An 18598-nucleotide genomic window follows, 5' to 3' on the forward strand; every position below is an offset into this window, starting at 1 on the left:
CTACCCGCTCATTCACCTGATCGCCACGCTATCGACGCCAATGCAATCGACACTCCCATCGAACAGCACTCCAGGTCTTCCCATCCGTGCCATTCTGGGCGTCTTCAAGCTGCGCATCGGCGTCGTCATCACCTTCACCGCCCTTGCCGGCCTGGCGGTCAGCACCGGGCCTTCACTGACGCCGCTGCAGATCCTGGTCCTGGCCCTTTCTGTGCTGGTCTCGTCGGCCAGCGCCGGCGCCTTCAACCAGTATTACGAGTACGATAGCGATCACCTGATGGCGCGCACCAGCAAGCGCCCCTTCGTCACCGGCCAGCTTCGTCACGGCCCGGTCTGGCTGCTGCTGATCGCCGCCCTGATGATGCTCTCGGTCGGTGCCGCATGGGTCGCGCTCAATGCCTGGTCGGCGTTGTTCGTCTTCCTCGGCGCCTTCTTCTACGCCATCGTCTATACCGTCTGGCTCAAGCGCCGCACTTGGCTGAACATCGTCTTCGGCGGACTGGCCGGCAGTTGGGCAGTGCTTGCCGGCGCGACCGCTGCCGATCCGCAACTCGGCGCCGTACCGCTGGCATTGGCACTGGTCCTCTTCCTGTGGACGCCGCCGCATTTCTGGAGCCTGGCGATCGCTTTCCGTGACGACTACGCCGCCGCGGGAGTGCCGATGCTGCCGGTGGTCGTCGGCGATCAGCGAGCCGCAAACACGATCTTCGCCAGCACGCTGGCCCTGGTTGCCGCCAGTCTGTTGCCACTGGCCTTCGGCCTCGGTCCGATCTACTTCGCCGGCGCGGCGATCGGAGGCTTCCTGTTCATCCAGAAGGCATGGCTGCTGACCCGGCAGCCGAACCGCAAGACGGCGATGGTCTGCTTCCACGCGTCGCTGATGCAGTTGACCCTGGTCCTTTGCGCCGCCATCGTCGACACGCAACTGCGCTTCTGACTCGTGACTGGCGACCTGCGGTGATTCGACGAAACTTGTGCGTCCGCCGCAAGGCTCTGCCGACTGCTCGACTGGCGATGGTCCCGGGAGTGCTGCTCGGCTTCCTCTTCCTGCTGTTTCTGCTGCCGGCAAACCCGCTGCGCGCCGACGAAGCGGCGGGCGACAAGCCCAGACTCACCGCGCGACCGCAGGGCGCCAAGAGCGGGTTGGCGCTGACCACTCTCGACGAGAAGGCGGCCTTCGCGGTCTCGCAGGCTGCGATCGGCAAGGAAGTCGGCGATTTCGTCCTCCTCGACCGCCAGGGAAGGCCGGTCGAGCTGTCGCGCTATCGCGGCAAGCCGCTCGTCGTCACCTTCATCTACACCGCCTGCTTCCAGGTCTGCCCGACGATCACGCGCAACCTGCAGAAAGCTGTCGACACCACGGTCAGCGTCATGGGCGCCGATCGCTTCAACGTCATCAGCATCGGTTTCAACCAACCCTTCGACTCGCCGGCCGCACTGGCGGACTTCTCCCGGCAGTATGGCATCCGCCTGCCGAACTGGGAGTTCCTCAGCCCTGCCCCGGCAGTCGTCGGCGACCTGACGGCGAATTTCGGTTTCAGCTACGTCGCCACTCCGGCCGGCTTCGACCACATCAACCAGGTGACGCTGGTGGACGCCGACGGGCGGATCGTCCGCCAGGTCTACGGCGAGAAGTTCACCGCCGAAGACCTCGCCGAACCGCTCAAGCTGCTGATCACCGGCTCGGCGATCCCGCCCGAGGCCGGCACGCTGCAGGAGATCATGGAACGTGTGCGCATCCTCTGCTCGATCTACGATCCGGTCACTGGCCGCTACCGGACCAACTACTCGCTGTACTTCCAGTTTGCCGGTTTCATCACCTTCGTCGGCTTCATGATCTATCTGTCGATCAACTTCTGGAAGAACCGGCGCCGCAGCGAAGGCAAGGCGCAGTAGACCGATGCAGCGCTTCACCATCTCGCTCGAGGTTCCGCTCGCCGAGGCCTTCGACGAACTGATCCGCAGCAAGGGCTACCGCTCGCGCTCGGAGGCGATCCGCGACCTGCTGCGGCAGCAACTCGGTGCGCATCAGCTGCAGAGTGACGAAGCGTCCTACTGCATCGCTACCGTCTCCTACATCTACAACCACCACCAGCGCGAGCTGGCGGAGCGCCTGACGGCGCTGCAACACCAGCACCACGACCTGACGCTGTCGGCCATGCATGCCCACCTCGACCACGACAACTGCATCGAAGCGGTGTTTCTGCGTGGGCCGACGACAGCCGTGCGCGAGTTTGCCGACGCGCTGCTCGCCGAGCGCGGCGTTCGCCATGGCCAGCTCAACCTGGTACCAGCGGACATCGGGCACGAGCCGCATCAGCACCGGTCCGCGGCCGGCGCGGGCACCCTCCTGCCGCACGTCCATAGCACTCCGAAGACCTGACAGCGGGATCGTCGATTTGACCCGTGTCAATTCGCCGCGCAAGAGCGACCAATATAATCAACGGCTAATAATTACCGGCGGCACACCTCCTGGTCCTTCCGTGAGTTTCCACACCACTTTGCGCAAGGGCGCGAGCAGCGTCTTCCTGCGCATCGAAGAAGCTCTCGACGGTCCGTTTGGCGGCGCCGACAACCCGCTGCGCCACCTTGGCGCCCTCGGCCTCTACCTGCTGTGGATCATTGTCGGCAGCGGCCTCTATCTGTACACCGTGCTCGACACCGGCATCGACGCCGTATACAAGTCGATCGGCTACCTGTCAGTCGAGCAGTGGTATCTCGGTGGCGTTCTGCGCAGCCTGCATCGCTACGCGTCCGACGGCTTCATGCTGGTGATGGCGCTGCACCTGATCCGTGAATGGGGCTACGGACGCTACTACGGCTTTCGCCTCTATTCGTGGATCACCGGTGTTCCGCTGCTCTGGCTGGCGTACATCAGCGGCATCGGCGGCTACTGGATCGTCTGGGACCAGCTCGCGCAACTCTCGGCCACCGCCACGGCCGAGTTGCTCGACTGGTTGCCGATCTTCAGCGAACCTTCGGCCCGCAACTTCCTCACCCCCGACTCGATCAGCGATCGCTTCTTCACCGTGCTGGTCTTCATTCATCTCGGCGTACCGCTGCTGCTGATCCTCGGCCTCTGGGCGCACGTGCATCGCATCAGTCACGTGGACTACCTGCCGACGCGCCGGGTGATGCTGGCGACGCTGCTGGCGCTGATCGTCCTCTCGCTGCTGCAGCCGGCGCTGAGCAACCCACCGGCCAATCTGGCGGTGATTCCCGGCGCACTCGACTTCGACTGGTTCATCCTCTTCATCCATCCGCTGACCGACTTCACTTCGCCAGGGGTCGTGTGGCTGCTGCTCTTCGCCCTCACCGCCCTGCTGATCGCCCTGCCGCTGCTGCCACACCCGGCGCCGGAACCGGTGGCGGTCGTCGATCCGGCCAACTGCACCGGCTGCGATCGCTGCCTTGCCGACTGCCCCTACGCGGCAATCGCCATGCAGCCGCACCCGTTGCGCCCGGGCTTCAGGCTGGCCATGGTCGACAGCGAGCTCTGCGCAGCCTGCGGCATCTGTGCCGGCTCGTGCCCTTCCTCGACGCCCTTCCGCCGCCGCGAGACGCTGGTCACCGGCATCGACATGCCGCAACAACCCATCCATGCGCTGCGCGAGCAGCTCGAAGAGGCGCTCGCGGGACTGGCTGGCGCGCACCGGGTCGTCGTCTTCGCCTGCGCCCGCGGTGCCGAAGCGAGCGCACTGGCAGCCGCCGACACGGCGGTACTACCGCTGCTGTGCGCCGGCATGTTACCGCCATCCTTCGTCGAATACGCACTGCGCGGCGGCGCCGACGGCGTGCTGCTGAATACCTGCCGCCCGGGGGGCTGTGACTTCCGGCTTGGCGATCGCTGGACGCGCGAGCGCCTAGCGGGTGCGCGCGAACCGCACCTGCGGCGAACGGTACCCGCGGCGCGGCTGCAGCTCTGCGCCGCCGCCGCCGGCGACGAAGGCACCCTCAGTGCTGCCCTGGACGAATTCAGGGCCCGCCTCGACAACGAGGCTCTGGCGGGCGAGCGACTTCAACCCTATCTGCGGAGAGCGTCAAACCATGCCTAAACCCGTCGCCATCATCGGTCAGGTGATCCTCTACGGTGCCTTTGCCGCCTTCATCGGCTACTTCGCCACCTCGCCAAAGTACCACGAGGTTGCCGACGACGTGGCGCTGATCAAGTTGTCGATCAGCCACCTCGGCGAGCGTGAATGCCGCAAGCGAAGTCCCGATGAACTGGCGAAGATGCCGCCCAACATGCGCGCGCCGCTGGACTGCCCGCGCGAGCGCTCGGACATCAGGCTGGAAGTGGATCTCGACGGTCAGCCCATCCTGCAGACGGTGATGCGCCCGACCGGCCTCTACAAGGATGGCGTGTCGACAATCTACAGGCGTTTCGAGGTGAAGGCCGGCAGTCACCAGCTCGCGGTCCGCATGAATGACAACCTCGTCAAACCGGGATTCAACTTCGTCAAGGAAGAACGGATCAGCCTCAAGCCGCATCAGGTGATGGTGATCGACTTCAACCCCGACCAGGGCGGCCTGTTCTTCAGGTGATCGCCCTTCGCGGCGAACGGCAGTCCACAGACGCTTCCCCAATTTCCCGAGCTGACATCGACATGGTCAAGGTCCTGCAACAAATCCTGCGCTGGCTGTTCATGCGCATCGAGAACATCTTCAACGTCGCTTTCGGCGACAAGATGAACCCCTTCTACCATCTGGGCACGATCAGCTTCTGGCAGTTCTGGCTGCTGCTCGTCTCCGGTCTGTACCTCTACATCTTCGCCGACACCGGCGTCCATGACGCCTTCGAGTCGGTCGAGAGCATCACCCACGACCAGTGGTGGGCCGGTGGCATCCTGCGCAGCATCCACCGCTACGCCACCGACGGCATGATCCTGACGATGCTGCTGCACATGCTGCGGCACTTCGCCTACGATCGCTATCGCGGCTTTCGCTCGTTCTCCTGGCTGACCGGGGTCGCCCTGCTGTGGCTGATCTACATCGCCGGCGTCAATGGCTTCATGCTCGTCTGGGACAGGCTGGCACAGTTCGTCGTCATCGCCACCGCCGAGTGGTTCGACGTCCTGCCGATGTTCAACGGTACGCTGATCCGCAATTTCCTCTACCTCGAGAGCGTCAACAGCCGCCTGTTCACGCTGCTCGCCTTCATCCACATCGGTGCGCCGCTGATCGTCGCCTTCATCATGTGGGTGCATGTGCAGCGCGTGCCGCGTGCGCACATCAATCCGCCGCGACCGATCGCCATCGCCGTGACGCTGATGTTCCTCGTGCTGGCGCTGCTGAAGCCGATCGTCAGCCAGGGCGGCGAGGCCGACATGTCGGTGGTGCCGACGAACATCGACTTCGACTGGTTCGAGTTGCCGGTGCTGGCGCTGGTCTACGTAATCAACCCGCTGCATCTCTGGTACTGGGTTCTCGGACTGACTGCCCTCCTCCTCCTGGTGCCATGGTTGCCGCCGAAGAAGCACGGCTCGGCGCAGGCGCTGACCGCGGTCACCTTCCATCCCGACCGGCGGGCGGTCAGCGCCCGCTTCGACGAAACGCTGCTCGACGCCGGCCTGCGCCAGGACATCGACCTGCCCTACGAGTGCCGCAACGGCGGCTGCGGCGTCTGCAAATGCACGGTCCTGCATGGCAGGGTCGATCCCGGCCTCTACCAGCCGAGCGCGCTGTCGGCCGCCGAGCTGGCACAGGGCAAGGTCCTGATGTGCTGCGCCACCGCGCTCGAGGACGCCGAGATCGAGTATCAGGCGAGCGCGGCACCGAAAGCCTTCCGCGAATACACCGCGAAGGTCGTCCACATGCACCGGCTGACGCACGACGTCATGCAGGTGCTGCTGCGATTGCCCGACGGCGAGCAGATCAGCTTCAAGGCCGGCCAGTACGTCAACATCATTCTCGAGGATGGCCAGCGGCGTGCCTTCTCCTTCGCCAACCCGCCGCACCAGCCGGACTTCGTCGAACTGCAGATCCGCCTGATGCCCGGCGGCCGCTTTACGACGCACGTCTTCGAGACGATGAGGGAAGGCGACGAGGTGCGCTTCGAGGGACCGATCGGCGATTTCACCCTGCGCGAGTCGGAACGGCCGATCGTCTTCGTCGCTGGCGCCACCGGTTTCGCGCCGGTCAAGAGCATGGTCGAGGATGCCTTCAAGCGTGGCCTGAAACGCGAGATCCATCTCTACTGGGGAGTGAAGGCCCTCAAGGACCTCTACCTGCCCGAGTTGCCGGCCCGCTGGGCACGCGAGCACAGCAACTTCCACTTCATCCCGGTGCTCTCCGAGCCGGCTCCGGAAGACCGGTGGAGCGGCCGTACGGGCCTGGTGCACGAGGCGATTCTCGCCGACTTCCCGGAACTGCAACAGCACGAGATCTACGCCTGCGGCTCGGTCAGGATGGTCGAGGCGATCTTCCCGTTCCTGAAGCAGCACGGCGCCGAGGACGGTGCCTGCTTCTCCGACGCCTTCAGCGTCTCGGCACGATCGATGGCGTTTCAGCCACGGAGGTAGCGAGACGATTGGCAACACGGCCGCCCTCGCGCAGGCTGGGCGGGGATCCTGCCGCCCCTGGTGGACAGAGAGGCTCGCGACAAGCAGTCAGGGGCGTTTGGGCCAACGCGGACGGTACGGCAGCTCGCCGCTGTTCCGATGCCGGCCACGACACCAGACGAGGCGAGTTCCCAGCACGCCGGCACGCTGCCAACGCGACGGCTGCTCATGACCTTGCGAGTCTTCCGGTGCGCACCCGCACTGCTGGTATCATCTTCCTCCACGGACAGGCAGTGCGCTTCGAGGAAGCGGGCCGAGGCCATTTTCTGCCAGATGCGGTCACCGCGTCTCACAATGTGCGGAAAGTCTCCAACGACAGGGAGGCCACCCATGAAAAAAGCGAATCTTGCCCGGCACCGCAGTCGCCTGCCACTTGCCGCATTGCTCCTCGGTCTGTTTCCCCTGGTGAGCCACGCGGCCGACCGGAGCGGCAAGGAAGTGGTCGATACAGTCTGCATCGCCTGCCACGGACCGGGCAAGGACGGCGCTCCGAAGATCGGTGACATCGACGCCTGGAAGCCTCGCCTGCAGAACGGCGTCGCCCCGCTGGTGAACTCCGCCATTGGTGGCCACAAGGGCATGCCGGCACGCGGCGGCATGGCGAGCCTCAGCGACGCCGAAATCCGTGCTGCCGTCAATTGCATGGTCGGGCAGACCGCGGGCGCTGCAGTCAAGCAGCACTGAGCGGAGAAGGATGGAGCGGACGGGCTGCTCAGGAGCGGCAGCGAGGACCGATCCCCCCTGCCGCGTGCAGTGCTCTCAGTCCCCGACCAGCCGCAACAGCATCGGCTCCAGCGTCGCCTCGTCGAGCCTCCCGAGGCGGCTGCCTGCGAGCCCCCCGTCGCGGTCGATGACTATTGTGGTGGGCAGTCCGCGCACCTGCAGGGCGGGCGTCTGGCTGCCAGCCGCGTCGCCGACCAGCAGCGGGTAGGCCACCGGCGTCCGGCGAACGAAGGCCTGCATCTTCTCCACGTCGTCGATGCCGATGCCGACGAACTGCACGCCGCGTGCCGAGTACTTCTCCTGCAGGCGCGAGAACGCCGGCATTTCCTCGACGCACGGCGCGCACCAACTGGCCCAGTAATTGACCACCAGCACCTTGCCGCGCCACTGCGCGATCGCCTGCGGCTTACCGGCGAGATCGGGCAGCGTCAGTGCCATGATCGCGTCGGCCATCGCCTGCCCCTGCTCCGGCGGCATGTTCGCACCCGAAATCAGGCCCGGCGGCACCGCGCCCGGCAGCCGTGCCGGCTGCAGCAGGCGATGACCGAGCCAGCCGATCGTCACCAGCGTTGCGATCCCGGCCGCCACAGCCAGCAGCAGCGCAGTCTGTCGCCTCATTGCCGGCGCCCGGCGGACATCGCCCTGAGGCAGACCAGGACGAACATCAGCCCGCCGATGACGGCGATCAGTCCACCGAGTCCCATCATTCCCATGCCGATCTTCTGCGGCAGCGTCGTCAGGAACTGGTCGGCGCCGGCAACCTTGCGCTGCACGCCGTAGCCGCCGGACCAGGCGAGACCGAGGACATGGATCAACTGTCCGGCGCCATAGACGTACGGTTGCCAGACGGCCATCGCTCCCTCGGCGCGTGCGAAGCCGAGCACCGGCAGCAGGACGTAGGCGAGCCCCATGAACGCCAGCGTCACACCGACCGTCGACCCGTGATAATGCGCCGGGATGACGACATTGACGCCGTGGATCAGGTAGCCAAGCGCGCCGCCAAGGACGAACAGGACGAAGGAGGCGATGAAGGCCGACCTCGCCGGATCGGCCGCCGCGCCGCGCGCGCGCCACAGCGCCAACGCTCCGGCCAGCAGCAGCGGCAGCATGTAGGGATGGCCCCAGATCATCAGCTTCGCGAACAGTTCGACATGCGGCAGCGAGCCGACCGGCACCAGCAGGTAGATGGCGATCACGGCCAGCAGGGGCAGCGCCGCGACGATGAACATCAGCGACTGCGCGCGAGGCGAGGCCGGCGCCGGTCTGCCGAGCGCAGCGGCGATCCACAGCCAGGCGACGACCATCAGTAGCGAATGCTGGAACTGCAGCGCGTGCCCGCCGCCCCAAAAGATCACCTCGTAGTAGATCTGCCCCTCGACCCACGGCACCAACAGCCACGAGACGAAGAACGCCGCCAGCGAGAGCAGCGCCGCCAGCGCCCCCAGGAAGGAGCCGAGGCGCAACGGGTCAGCGGCGAACGGCCGCGGCCAGGAGGTGAGCAGCGCACGCACGACCGCCAGCAGCGAGCCGGCGCCGAAGATCCACAGCGAGGCAAAGAACAGCGGCTGCTCGAGAACCGGGATGTAGTTGTTGAGCACCGGCTGGGCGCCGGGAAAGAACGGCGACACCGTCATCAGCGCGGTACCCAGCGCCGCCAGACCGAAACCGCTCCAGCCGAGCCAGGCGAAACCTGGCCCACCGAGCGCCGACCAGACGACGACGGCGAAAGCCATGAACCAGACGGCCACCGACAGGTCGACGTGGACCACCAGCGCGGCGCGAAAGAGGTCCTTGAGCGGGAAGACGTCCTGGATCCCTGGCGTCCGCGACAGCACCAGCAGCACTGCCAGCAGACCGGAGCCGATCAGCGCCATCACCCCGAGCCACAGCCAGGCGCGCGCGAGTGCCACCGGTGTGCCGGCGACGGGCAGCGGCACGGCCACCCTTGCGGCGGGAAATGCTACCCCTTTTTCATCCATGACTGCCTCGGCCGGGAAAAGCGGCAGAGTATACGGTGCGCAGGCCACCGTCGCCAAGCCGCAGCCGGCAACCCCGAAAGGCCACGGCACTGCGGGCGCTGCTCCTTGCCGCAAGACTGTCGCACCCGGCTGCAGACACTGCCGTCAAGGGATGACGGGACAGCCGCCGGGCGGCTGTTGACACCGCCTCGAGAACCATTTCCTCGCCTGCGCCAGGGCGATCGCGACCACCGATCCGTCGCGCGGATGTCCCGTCGGCGGCCGCGAACGCCGCACTGCCAGCGTTCTCCGGCTTTCCGAATGACCGCCCCCGCAACCGAGAGTCCGATCATGAAAAGCCTGAGCAGCCATTTCATCGCCGCCTTGGTCGCGGTCTCGGCCATCGTCGCCGGTCGTCTGCCGGTCCTCGACGAGGTCAACTCTTCGCTGGTTGCCGCCAGGTCGGCAATCGTTGCCGGCGTACCGGCGCTCCTCGCCTGGAGCCGCATCGGCCTGCTCGAAACCTTCCGCTCGCGCGCCTCATGGGCGCCAGCAGGCCATGCCCGGCGCACCGTTGCCGGCGAGGGCGTCGCTCTCCCGTCGCGCGCCTAGCCGCGTCCCGCCAGAACGACGCCGGCGAGAACGAGGGCCGCACCGGCTAGCTGCGCCGCCGAAAGCGGCTCGTCAAGGACGAGCCAGCCGAAGAAGATGGTCAGCATCGGCCCCAGCGTGCCGATCAGCACCATCCGCTCAGGACCGATGCGGCGCACGGCAGCCGACTGCATGAAGGCCGGAACGACGGTCGACACGATCGCCATCGCGACGCCGTAGAGCAGCACCGGCAGCGGCTGCAGCAGCGTCGACAACGGCCGCGTCGCGAGAAAGTGCAGTTGCGTCGCCAGCGTCGACACCAGCATCGCCAGCGCGGTGAACCGCGCGGCGCCGAGACGGGCGATCGCCGGACCGCTGCCGGCGACGTAGATCGCATAACACAGCGACGAGGCGAGGACGAAGGCACCACCGACGAGGACGGCATCGGTCTCGCCGGCAACGTGCAGGTCGTGCGCGAAGGCCAGCGCAATCCCGGCATAGGACAGCAGCAGCGAGGCGATCTCGCGCCGGCCAAGCCGCTTGCCCAGCCACAGCACGGCGATGATCAGGGTCAACGTCGGATAGGTGAACAGGATCAGCCGCTCGAGGCCGGCCGAGATGTACTGCAGGCCGAGGAAGTCGAGCATGCTCGCACCGTAGTAGCCGAGCAGACCGAGCAGCAACACCGCCAGCCAGTCCTGCCGCCGCAGCGGCGGCGCCGACCGGCTGGCGACGAAGCCCACCCAGAGGAAGGCCGGCAGCGAGAAGATCATGCGCAGCGAGAGCAGCGTCACTGCATCGACCGGTGCTGCCGCGTAGGCCAGCTTGACGAAGATCGCCTTCAGTGAGAAGCCGAGCGCCGCCAGCATCGCGAGGACGACGCCGACGCGTTCGGCGGACCAATTATTCCAGGGCATGCGGGGCAGTCGGAGCGGGCAAAGACGAATCATGCCGCCTCCGTCCGCCAGCGACAACCCGCAGCCCAGAGTGACGTACCGACCGCCGCCGTGCCGACGAACAGCCCGGCCGATCTGCCCGTTGCCCACGCGCGGCTGCGCTGCCACTCACCACTGGCCGGCGGCCGGTGCTAGCATGCTGTTGCGTCATCCGGACGGAACAGCATGAACGGCATGGATCGCCCGCTGCGCCTACCCGCAGCCAGCAATCGGCAGCACAACGGCGTGCCGGCCGCTGCCGGGCCCGGCGGCGCGCCCGACTGGCTGGCTCCCGTCACGCTGCTCCTGCTGCTCCTGCTGACCGCATGCGCCAGCCCTGGCCCGCCACCGCCCCCACCGTCGCCGGTGCTGGTCGCCGAGAGCACCTGGTGGCAGGTCGATCGCGATATCGCCGCTGCCGCACGCGCAGCGACCGTACCAGCCGGCGAGCATGCCGGCGCGGCGATGGCGAAGTGGCGCCAGCGCGTGCAGCACTACTGCGAAACCGACTTCATCCCGTGGTTCACCAGCTACGGAACCCAGCAATGGCTGGCGATCAAGGTTGCGTGGTACCGGCTGGGCAACGAGGGAACGAGCGATCCGGCAGCCGGCAGACTCGCAGCCTACCTGCAGGAGCAGTACCAGGAGCGCGTCCTCGACCCGGTCGTTCGCGAGGTCGATCCGGCGGAGGTGCGGAAGACGGCGACGCGCATCTACCAGCGCACCCTCGGCGCCGCGCTGACCGGCATCCGGCAACGCCACGCCGTTCCCGCCGACCAGTTCGACCGCCGCCTGCAGCGGATTCCGGCGATCTCGCTGGCGCCGCCGCCGGCACATGACGCGTCGCTCCTGCAGTTCATGCGGGCCGACCCGCTGGCCGCGCTGCCGGCCTACGGCGCCCTGCTCGACAGGATTCGCGCCGCTGCTGCCGACAGTGGCGGCACGGACGATTCGCGGCTGTCACCGGCGGCCCGTCGTGCCAGCGAGCAGGCGCTGACGCGTCTCACCACCAGCGGCGCCGCCAGCGCCGCCGCGGCGATCATCGGCGGCGTGCCGGGGGCGGTCATCACACTCGGCGCGTTCGGCGCCGGACTGGCCGCGCACGAGAAGCAGCGGCCGGAAATCGAGGCCCAGTTGCGCGCCAACCTCGACGCCTCGCTGGCGGAGATGTGGTTCAGCCTGGTCGAGAACCCCGCCAGCAGCGTCATGGCAGCGGTTCATTACCTGGCGACACGGATCGACGACGACCTCACGCCAGCGCGGCCGCAGCCGGTCGAACTCGCGCCCCGGCCGCAGGAAATCCTCCTGCCGGCAGCGCCGGGTCTCGACATCGAAGACCTGCACGAAGACGAAAGCCCGGATGAGGACGAAGACATCGATGAGGAAGACGATACGGAGCGGGAGCAGTGAGCCGGTGACCACCGCCCGATGAGCGCGCCAAGCGATCGTGCAGGGGCTGCTTTGCCGGAACTTCCGGACTCCTTCCAGCGGCATGCATGCGGCGAGCTGTTCGAGCAGGATGGTGCGGCCGAGATGGGCCACCTTGGCATGGTACCGGCGGTCGGCAGTGATCATGACCGCTTCGCTTTCGAACGCGGTCGGGTGGTACAGCGTGTCGACCAGGTGGTGTGACACGGGATGGCCAGCTCCGCGGCGCGACGATGAATCATTGGCGTATCGATGATCTGGATCCCTTCGAGCAGTTTCAGGTCGTCGAGGTCAGCGGCGACAGCGGCCGGCACGCGGCCCGTCAGTACGCTGGCCACGTCGGCTTTCCGGTGCGCCGACTGCGGCAGCGAGACTTCTGCCGCCCGCAGTCGAAGAAAGACTTCAACAACAATGATTTTTCGTCGAGCAGGGCGCCGCAAGAATGTTCACAGTTGCCAATTTCGGTGACAGCAAGGTGAATCGCCGATCATCGAGCAGCCTCCGTACTCCTGCTGTGCCGCCCCCGACCTTGCAACCGGGCGGGTGATCATTGCTGCGCTCTCGCCGCCGCCTTCCCGACGGGTCCGGCAGGCAGCGACGGTCAGCAGTGGTCGAACTCTCTGCGACCCCACAACCGGGACGTTCCGCCGTTCAGCGAGACTCCCGAATCAGGCCCGAGCGCGATACTGAACACGTTCGGTCCGAGACGTGCTAGCATCCGCCCTCCTTGAAGCGCCACCCGTCAGTCTTGGCGCTTGTCCGATCTGGCCGGGCATTTCTGCCTTGCCTTGCCCACAAATACCTGATTGTTTGCCCAGACTGGTTCGTGCATTGGCGATTCGTCACGCACGCAGGGTGAACGCATGGAGTCTTGACGCTTGAAATTCACTGAACTGGGTCTCGTACCCGAGATCCTTCGCGCCGTTGCCGACCAAGGCTACGAAACACCCACCCCGATCCAGGCCCAGGCCATCCCCGTCGTCCTTGCAGGAAACGACCTGATGGCCTGCGCACAGACCGGCACCGGCAAGACCGCCGGTTTCACCCTGCCGATCCTCCATCGTCTGGCCCAAACCAAGACCGCCGGGCCGAGCAGGATTCGCGTACTGATCCTGACGCCGACGCGCGAGCTCGCGGCACAGGTCGAAGACAGCGTCGCCACCTACGGCGCGCACCTGCCGTTCAAGTCGCTCGTGATCTTCGGCGGCGTCAGCATCAATCCACAGATTTCAGCACTCAGGAAGGGCGTCGACATTCTCGTCGCCACACCCGGCCGACTGCTCGACCACGCGCAGCAACGCCACGTCGATCTTTCCGGTGTCGAAGTGCTGGTGCTCGACGAGGCCGACCGCATGCTCGACATGGGGTTCATCCACGACATCAGGCGTGTCCTCGCGCTGCTGCCGAAGAAGCGCCAGACACTGCTCTTCTCGGCGACCTTCTCGGATGAGATCCGCGAACTCGCGAGCAACTTCCTCACCGCTCCCAAATACGTCGAATCCGAACGCCGCAACACCGCGCCCGAACTCGTGACGCAGTATGTCTACAAGGTCGATCGCGAACGCAAGCGCGACCTGCTGGTCGAGCTGATCCGCGACAAGGGCTGGCATCAGGTGCTGGTGTTCACACGCACGAAATGGGGTGCCAACGGACTGGCCGAAAAGCTGCTCAAGGCTGGCATCGAGGCCGAGGCGATTCACGGCAACAAGAGCCAGAACGCCCGCACGCGCGCCCTCGCCAATTTCAAGAGCGGCAAGCTGCACGTGCTCGTCGCCACCGATATAGCGGCCCGCGGCATCGACATCGATGAACTGCCGCACGTGGTCAATTTCGAGTTGCCCAACGTCGCCGAGGACTACGTCCACCGCATCGGCCGCACCGGCCGCGCGGGAACCGAAGGCCAGGCCGTGTCGCTGGTCTGCATCGACGAGAAGAACCTGCTCGGCGACATCGAGCGTCTGCTCAAGAAGCAGATCGCCGTACTCGCCCATCCCGGTTTCGAGCCCGACCCGTCGATTCGCGCCGAACCTATCCTGGTGCGCTCGGCGGGCGCAGGTGGCGGCCAGCGTCCGCCGGGCGCTCGTCCGCGAGCGCCACGCGGCAATACAGCGCGAGCACCGAGCGCACACCCCGGTGGCGTCGCCAAATCGAGCGCCGCCGCGCACCATAGCGGCAATCGCCACCGCTGATCTCGGAAAACCGCAGGAATATGAGGCCGAACGTCGAGGCGGATCGGCAAACCTGGCAAGGTTGCAGAGCTGCTCGCCAGCCTCATTGCCCGGATGACTGACGCAAGCGCATCTGCTGCCCCAGATCCTTCTGCCGTTTCGCCACGCGCCGCCCGAATCTCGCCTGATTCCTGGTGCAGACCAGCGCATGCGGATTGCCGCGACGATCGCTCCAGCCAATGAGCGCGTCGACGACGATAGCCGGCGTCACCGGCAAGGACTGCCTCCAGCCTGCTGTCGGCATTGCCGCAGCCGCACGTCGCCTGTTCGGCTGTCGCGACGAGCGCTTCCGTCTGTGCCGGCGGCAGCGGCAGGGCAATCAGGCCGACGCCGGCCACTTCCAGCCGCGGCGCGAAGATCTCGCGGCGGCCCGTGGCACAGAAATCACCGGGACGGCGGACGTGCTTGAGGATGTCGGCAAGGGTCAGGTTGGCCGTGACTTGCCGTCTCGCGTGCTCAGCCGCCGCTCAGCGCCTGGACGATCATCAGCTCGCCGTCCGCCGCGAGCGGCGTCGACAGATCGAAGACCATCGCGCGCCGCCAGAAGATCCGCATGTGGCGGCGGATCGCACCCTGCTCGTCGACCATCCGGAAGCGGATTCCCGGATACCGCCGGTCGAGGTCGTCGAGCACCGCGCCCACCGTCGCCCCTTCCGCCTCGACCCACGCCCCGCCGGTGTAGGACTGCAGGGCGCTGGGAATCAGCACGCGCATCGCCACCTTCTCGCCCGATCGGTGGCGTTACCGTGGGTAAGCGATCTCGACCGCATAGATCTCGGGCAAGTGGCGCGCCAGCACCTCCCAGTGCGCGCCCTCGTCGCGGCTGAACCACAACTCGCCGCTCGTCGTGCCGAAGTACAGGCCGACGGCATCGGCACGGTCGGCGCACATCGCCTGCCGTTTCACCGTCCACCACGCCTGCTCGCGCGGCATGCCCTGGTCCTGACGCTCCCACGAGTCGCCACCGTCGCGCGTGACATGGACCGCCGGCCGGCCGCCCGGGCTGGTGCGCGGCCAGACGTCCGAGGCGTCCATCGGCAGCACCCAGGCCACCCGGTCGTCGCGCGGATGCACTACCAGCGGGAAGCCGATGTCGCCGACATCCTGCGGCATCGTTGCGCCGATACGCCGCCAGCGGGTGTCGGGACGGTCGAGCCGGTAGATGCCGCAATGGTTCTGCTGGTAGAGCCGGTCGGGATTGCTTGGGCACAGGCGCACGCAGTGCGGGTCGTGGAAGCGGATGTCGCCCGGATCGAAACCCTCGACCACCGCCATGCCATCGACCAGTGGCGCGAAGCTCTGCCCACCGTCGGTCGACTCGTGCACGCCGCCGCCCGACATCGCGAAGTAGAGGTGCCGCGGGTCCCGCGGATCGACGATGATCGAATGCAGCTTCGGCCCGTCGGGCGTGCCGTCCTGCTCCGTGCCGAACCATTCGCGGTAGCGCGGGTCGTCGTTGATGCACGAGAACGGCGCCCAGGTGTCGCCGCAATCGGCGGAGCGGAACAGGCCCTGCGGCGAGGTGCCGGCGTACCAGACGCCGGGCTCGCTGGCGTGCGCCGGCGCCAGCCAGAACGTATGGTCGACGCTGCGCGCGGCGAGCCCGTCCGTGGCCGGGCCGAAGGCCGGCGGCTTCGTCGCTTCCTGCCAGGTCTGGCCAAGGTCGGTCGAGTGGAAGATCGTCGGCCCCAGGTGTCCAGTCTTCGCCGCCGCCAACAGGGTGCGACCGTCGCGCGCATCGAGCACGAGGTGGTTGATGACGTGGCCGAGGAAATGCGGGCCGTCGGCGCGCCAGGACCGGCGCGCCGCATCACCGTGAAAAAGCCAGGCGCCCTTGCGCGTCGCCACCAGCAAGACCGGATTCACGCTCGTGTTCGTCATCCCGCATTCCTTTCCACCAACGCCAAACCTGCCACCGACGCTGCCGCCATGTCGCAGCAAAGGCACCGGACTCTCATCGCGCGCTGCCCGTCATCGACCTGTTCACACCGCGTCCGGCCCGGCCTCGCACAGTTCCCTGAGCACGGCCAGGGCTTTCGGCCAGGCATCGCGCAGGTAGTCCTCGAACTCCGGCGCCGTGTCGCACTCGACCGATACCTCGGTCGCACCGTCGACGTCGCGGAAACGGTAGTTCTCGAACGCCGCACCCCAGGCCTTGACGGCAGCGCCGTCGGTATCTTCGACACCGTCCCGGATGATACCCAGATGGCGGATCGAAATGAACTCGTGCAACCGGTTCGCCACGATCTGCGCCACCATGCCGCCACCGTCCGGCGACAGGAAGCGGATGCGCGCGCCCTCGTCCCAGGATCCCTCGTAGTACGAGCCCTCGCAGAAAGGCCGTGTCCACACGCGGTAGGTGGGGTCGTCGAGCATCGCGCGCCAGACGTGTGGCCGCGTCGCCTGGATGCGCACCGAGAATTCGAGTTTCGTGCTCATGGTCTGCCCTCCCGCGGACACTCCTCCGCATCGTTCGTTTCGCGCCCCGTATTCGTCATGTCGATTTCTCCACTCAGTCCCGGTATACGGTGGCGAGCGTCCGGAAGCGGTCCATCCCCTCGCTCGGCGGCAAACCCAACGAGTTGGCAACGGAGGCGCCCCAGTCCCGACGGCGCAGCTCGCGCCGAGCCGACCAGGAAGGCGCATCGACCAATCCACAGCGTCTGCGCGAGAACGCAATTGAATGATCGCCAACCCGGCGATCAGTTCCCCGGTCTCGACCAAGGGGCCGTCACCGACGCTGCGCTCCTGACCCCGGTGCTGCACGCGCCGGCCTTGGCGCGTCGGTCGGTCATCCAGCCTCGCAGCCGTGCCTGCCGGAGGCCGCACGGCAGCGTACGCAAGCGGCTGACTCTCACGCCCGGCGCGGAAACGAATCGCGTCGCCGCCGCGGTCGCCGGCGCCAAGCTATCATACGCGCTCTTGGCGGCCGCCTGGCCGGGGCCGTTCAGCGCCGATCGTGACGACCGGGCCCGCCAGCCGCCAAGCAAGCCATCCGTTCCGACCGACCGCCGAGCTGCCGACGCCCACAACGCGAGGCGCGCCCGGCGCGTGCGACACCGGCAAGGCAGACCCACCCCACCAGGCCAAGAAACGACCATGCGCATCACCGAACTCTTCGGCATCGACCTGCCGATCATCCAGGCGCCGCTGGCTGGCGTGCAGGGTAGCGAGCTCGCCATCGCCGTCTGCCGGGCCGGCGGCCTGGGCTCGCTGCCCTGCGCCATGCTGGCGCCCGAGGCGATCCGCCTGGAAGTGGCGGCCATCCGCGCCGCCACCGACCGGCCGTACAACCTCAACTTCTTCTGCCACACCCCGCCGGCGCCCGACCCGGCCCGCGAAGCGCGCTGGCGCGCCGCGCTGGCGCCCTACTACGCCGAACTCGGCATCGACCCCGCCGGCATCCCGGCCGGCCCGGGCCGTCTGCCGTTCAGCGACGAGGTTGCCGACGTCATCACTCCCTTCGCGCCGCCCATCGTCAGTTTTCATTTCGGGCTGCCGGCGCGGCAACTCGTGGACCGCGTCCATGCCTGGGGCGCCAGGATCCTCTGCAGCGCCACCACCGTGGACGAAGCGCGGTGGCTCGAAGACCACGGCGCCGACGGCATCATCGCGCAAGGCCTCGAAGCCGGGGGCCACCGCGGTCACTTCCTGGATCGGGACCTGAACAGGCAGATGCAGACCTTCGAACTGCTGCCGCGCATCGTAGCCGCGACGAGGTTGCCGGTCATCGCCACCGGCGGCATCGCCACCCCTGGGGCCGTCGCCACCGCCCTGCAGCAAGGCGCCGCCGGCGTGCAGGTGGGCACCGCCTACCTGCTCTGCCCGGAGGCCACCACCAGCCCGGTGCACCGCGCCGCGCTGAAGGCTGCCAGCGGCGGCGACACGCGGCTCACCAACCTCTTCACCGGCCGCCCGGCGCGCGGCATCGAGAACCGCCTGATGCGCGAACTGGGAGCGCTCAGCGACCTGCCGCCGGAATTCCCGCTCGCCACCGCCGCGCTGGGACCGTTGCGTGCAAAGGCCGAGGGGCTGGGGCTGGGGGATTTCTCTCCCTTGTGGGCGGGGGAGAACGTTGCCGCCATCACGGAGGAATCGGCGACGGTGCTGACGCGACGACTGGCAGGATGCAAGCCGCGCGCGGCGTAGCGTAAGCGAATCGGGCAACGGGTCGG

Annotated in this window: 20 protein-coding genes; 13 read left to right on the top strand and 7 right to left on the bottom strand. The window is 67.2% G+C overall.

Features of this window, described 5'->3' with window-relative positions; genetic code table 11:
* Positions 1-40: 40 nt before the first annotated feature.
* From cyoE to HT579_16310, 7 genes are all read left to right on the top strand, one after another.
* A complete protein-coding gene (cyoE, locus tag HT579_16280) occupies positions 41-937 on the top strand; it encodes a protoheme IX farnesyltransferase (GenBank protein ID QKS30334.1) in 897 nt (298 codons plus the stop codon).
* Between the two features lie 77 nt (positions 938-1014).
* On the top strand, positions 1015-1896 hold the full coding sequence (locus HT579_16285; protein ID QKS31676.1) for an SCO family protein: 882 nt from the start codon (positions 1015-1017) through the stop codon (positions 1894-1896).
* 4 nt (positions 1897-1900) lie between these two features.
* Positions 1901-2383: a nickel-responsive transcriptional regulator NikR gene (gene nikR, locus HT579_16290; protein ID QKS30335.1), complete on the top strand. Its 483-nt coding sequence runs from the start codon at positions 1901-1903 to the stop codon at positions 2381-2383.
* Between the two features lie 100 nt (positions 2384-2483).
* Complete coding sequence (locus HT579_16295; protein QKS30336.1) at positions 2484-4055, top strand: hydrogenase iron-sulfur subunit; 1572 nt, start codon at positions 2484-2486, stop codon at positions 4053-4055.
* Entirely contained in the window at positions 4048-4545 is a 498-nt protein-coding gene (locus HT579_16300; GenBank protein QKS30337.1) for a hypothetical protein, read from the top strand. Before HT579_16295 ends, HT579_16300 begins: the two co-directional genes overlap by 8 nt.
* Before the next feature lie 62 nt (positions 4546-4607).
* The gene (locus HT579_16305) at positions 4608-6521 is read left to right on the top strand and encodes a 2Fe-2S iron-sulfur cluster binding domain-containing protein (protein ID QKS30338.1); all 1914 of its coding nucleotides are present in this window, start codon (positions 4608-4610) and stop codon (positions 6519-6521) included.
* Positions 6522-6890: 369 nt separating this feature from the next.
* Entirely contained in the window at positions 6891-7244 is a 354-nt protein-coding gene (locus HT579_16310; GenBank protein QKS30339.1) for a cytochrome c5 family protein, read from the top strand.
* Between the two features lie 75 nt (positions 7245-7319).
* On the opposite strand, the gene HT579_16315 is transcribed toward HT579_16310, so the two are convergent.
* Complete coding sequence (locus tag HT579_16315) at positions 7320-7901, bottom strand: TlpA family protein disulfide reductase (protein QKS30340.1); 582 nt, start codon at positions 7899-7901, stop codon at positions 7320-7322.
* On the bottom strand, positions 7898-9262 hold the full coding sequence (locus HT579_16320; GenBank protein QKS30341.1) for a cbb3-type cytochrome c oxidase subunit I: 1365 nt from the start codon (positions 9260-9262) through the stop codon (positions 7898-7900). Before HT579_16320 ends, HT579_16315 begins: the two co-directional genes overlap by 4 nt.
* Positions 9263-9592: 330 nt before the next feature.
* Here HT579_16320 and HT579_16325 point away from each other — a divergent pair, with 330 nt between their 5' ends.
* Positions 9593-9853 carry a hypothetical protein gene (locus tag HT579_16325; protein ID QKS30342.1) on the top strand — a complete coding sequence of 87 codons (261 nt, stop codon included), beginning with the start codon at positions 9593-9595 and terminating at the stop codon, positions 9851-9853.
* Here HT579_16325 and HT579_16330 read toward each other — a convergent pair.
* Positions 9850-10749, bottom strand: coding sequence for a DMT family transporter (locus tag HT579_16330; protein QKS30343.1), 900 nt, complete (start codon positions 10747-10749; stop codon positions 9850-9852). The two genes, HT579_16325 and HT579_16330, sit on opposite strands and share 4 nt — an antisense overlap.
* 204 nt (positions 10750-10953) lie before the next feature.
* On the opposite strand from HT579_16330, the gene HT579_16335 reads away from it, so the two are divergent.
* The 4 genes from HT579_16335 (at position 10954) to HT579_16350 (ending at position 14384) form a co-directional block, all read left to right on the top strand.
* The gene (locus tag HT579_16335) at positions 10954-12177 is read left to right on the top strand and encodes a hypothetical protein (protein ID QKS30344.1); all 1224 of its coding nucleotides are present in this window, start codon (positions 10954-10956) and stop codon (positions 12175-12177) included.
* Between the two features lie 51 nt (positions 12178-12228).
* Complete coding sequence (locus HT579_16340) at positions 12229-12399, top strand: hypothetical protein (protein QKS30345.1); 171 nt, start codon at positions 12229-12231, stop codon at positions 12397-12399.
* 29 nt (positions 12400-12428) lie between these two features.
* Positions 12429-12674: a hypothetical protein gene (locus HT579_16345; GenBank protein QKS30346.1), complete on the top strand. Its 246-nt coding sequence runs from the start codon at positions 12429-12431 to the stop codon at positions 12672-12674.
* A 399-nt stretch (positions 12675-13073) separates the two neighbouring features.
* The gene (locus HT579_16350) at positions 13074-14384 is read left to right on the top strand and encodes a DEAD/DEAH box helicase (GenBank protein QKS30347.1); all 1311 of its coding nucleotides are present in this window, start codon (positions 13074-13076) and stop codon (positions 14382-14384) included.
* Positions 14385-14466: 82 nt separating this feature from the next.
* On the opposite strand, the gene HT579_16355 is transcribed toward HT579_16350, so the two are convergent.
* From HT579_16355 to HT579_16370, 4 genes are all read right to left on the bottom strand, one after another.
* Entirely contained in the window at positions 14467-14640 is a 174-nt protein-coding gene (locus HT579_16355) for a hypothetical protein (GenBank protein ID QKS30348.1), read from the bottom strand.
* Between the two features lie 239 nt (positions 14641-14879).
* A complete protein-coding gene (locus HT579_16360) occupies positions 14880-15137 on the bottom strand; it encodes a MoaD/ThiS family protein (protein ID QKS30349.1) in 258 nt (85 codons plus the stop codon).
* A gap of 27 nt (positions 15138-15164) precedes the next feature.
* Positions 15165-16304 (bottom strand): glycosyl hydrolase, encoded by a 1140-nt coding sequence (locus HT579_16365; GenBank protein QKS30350.1) that lies wholly within the window; start codon positions 16302-16304, stop codon positions 15165-15167.
* 102 nt (positions 16305-16406) lie between these two features.
* Positions 16407-17189, bottom strand: coding sequence for a hypothetical protein (locus tag HT579_16370; GenBank protein ID QKS30351.1), 783 nt, complete (start codon positions 17187-17189; stop codon positions 16407-16409).
* A 333-nt stretch (positions 17190-17522) separates the two neighbouring features.
* On the opposite strand from HT579_16370, the gene HT579_16375 reads away from it, so the two are divergent.
* Positions 17523-18572: a nitronate monooxygenase gene (locus tag HT579_16375; GenBank protein ID QKS30352.1), complete on the top strand. Its 1050-nt coding sequence runs from the start codon at positions 17523-17525 to the stop codon at positions 18570-18572.
* Positions 18573-18598 lie beyond the last annotated feature (26 nt).

The organism is Candidatus Accumulibacter similis, assembly GCA_013347225.1.
Taxonomy (GTDB): domain Bacteria; phylum Pseudomonadota; class Gammaproteobacteria; order Burkholderiales; family Rhodocyclaceae; genus Accumulibacter; species Accumulibacter similis.

Excerpts from the sequence above, each read along its gene's own strand:
- HT579_16300 (QKS30337.1), top strand. The coding sequence starts at position 4,048 with ATGCCTAAACCCGTCGCCATCATCGGTCAGGTGATCCTCTACGGTGCC.
- HT579_16310 (QKS30339.1), top strand. The coding sequence starts at position 6,891 with ATGAAAAAAGCGAATCTTGCCCGGCACCGCAGTCGCCTGCCACTTGCC.
- HT579_16305 (QKS30338.1), top strand. The coding sequence starts at position 4,608 with ATGGTCAAGGTCCTGCAACAAATCCTGCGCTGGCTGTTCATGCGCATC.
- HT579_16375 (QKS30352.1), top strand. The coding sequence starts at position 17,523 with ATGCGCATCACCGAACTCTTCGGCATCGACCTGCCGATCATCCAGGCG.
- HT579_16360 (QKS30349.1), bottom strand. The coding sequence starts at position 15,137 with ATGCGCGTGCTGATTCCCAGCGCCCTGCAGTCCTACACCGGCGGGGCG.
- nikR (QKS30335.1), top strand. The coding sequence starts at position 1,901 with ATGCAGCGCTTCACCATCTCGCTCGAGGTTCCGCTCGCCGAGGCCTTC.
- HT579_16365 (QKS30350.1), bottom strand. The coding sequence starts at position 16,304 with ATGACGAACACGAGCGTGAATCCGGTCTTGCTGGTGGCGACGCGCAAG.
- HT579_16345 (QKS30346.1), top strand. The coding sequence starts at position 12,429 with ATGAATCATTGGCGTATCGATGATCTGGATCCCTTCGAGCAGTTTCAG.
- HT579_16330 (QKS30343.1), bottom strand. The coding sequence starts at position 10,749 with ATGCCCTGGAATAATTGGTCCGCCGAACGCGTCGGCGTCGTCCTCGCG.
- cyoE (QKS30334.1), top strand. The coding sequence starts at position 41 with ATGCAATCGACACTCCCATCGAACAGCACTCCAGGTCTTCCCATCCGT.
- HT579_16320 (QKS30341.1), bottom strand. The coding sequence starts at position 9,262 with ATGGATGAAAAAGGGGTAGCATTTCCCGCCGCAAGGGTGGCCGTGCCG.
- HT579_16325 (QKS30342.1), top strand. The coding sequence starts at position 9,593 with ATGAAAAGCCTGAGCAGCCATTTCATCGCCGCCTTGGTCGCGGTCTCG.
- HT579_16315 (QKS30340.1), bottom strand. The coding sequence starts at position 7,901 with ATGAGGCGACAGACTGCGCTGCTGCTGGCTGTGGCGGCCGGGATCGCA.
- HT579_16285 (QKS31676.1), top strand. The coding sequence starts at position 1,015 with ATGGTCCCGGGAGTGCTGCTCGGCTTCCTCTTCCTGCTGTTTCTGCTG.
- HT579_16335 (QKS30344.1), top strand. The coding sequence starts at position 10,954 with ATGAACGGCATGGATCGCCCGCTGCGCCTACCCGCAGCCAGCAATCGG.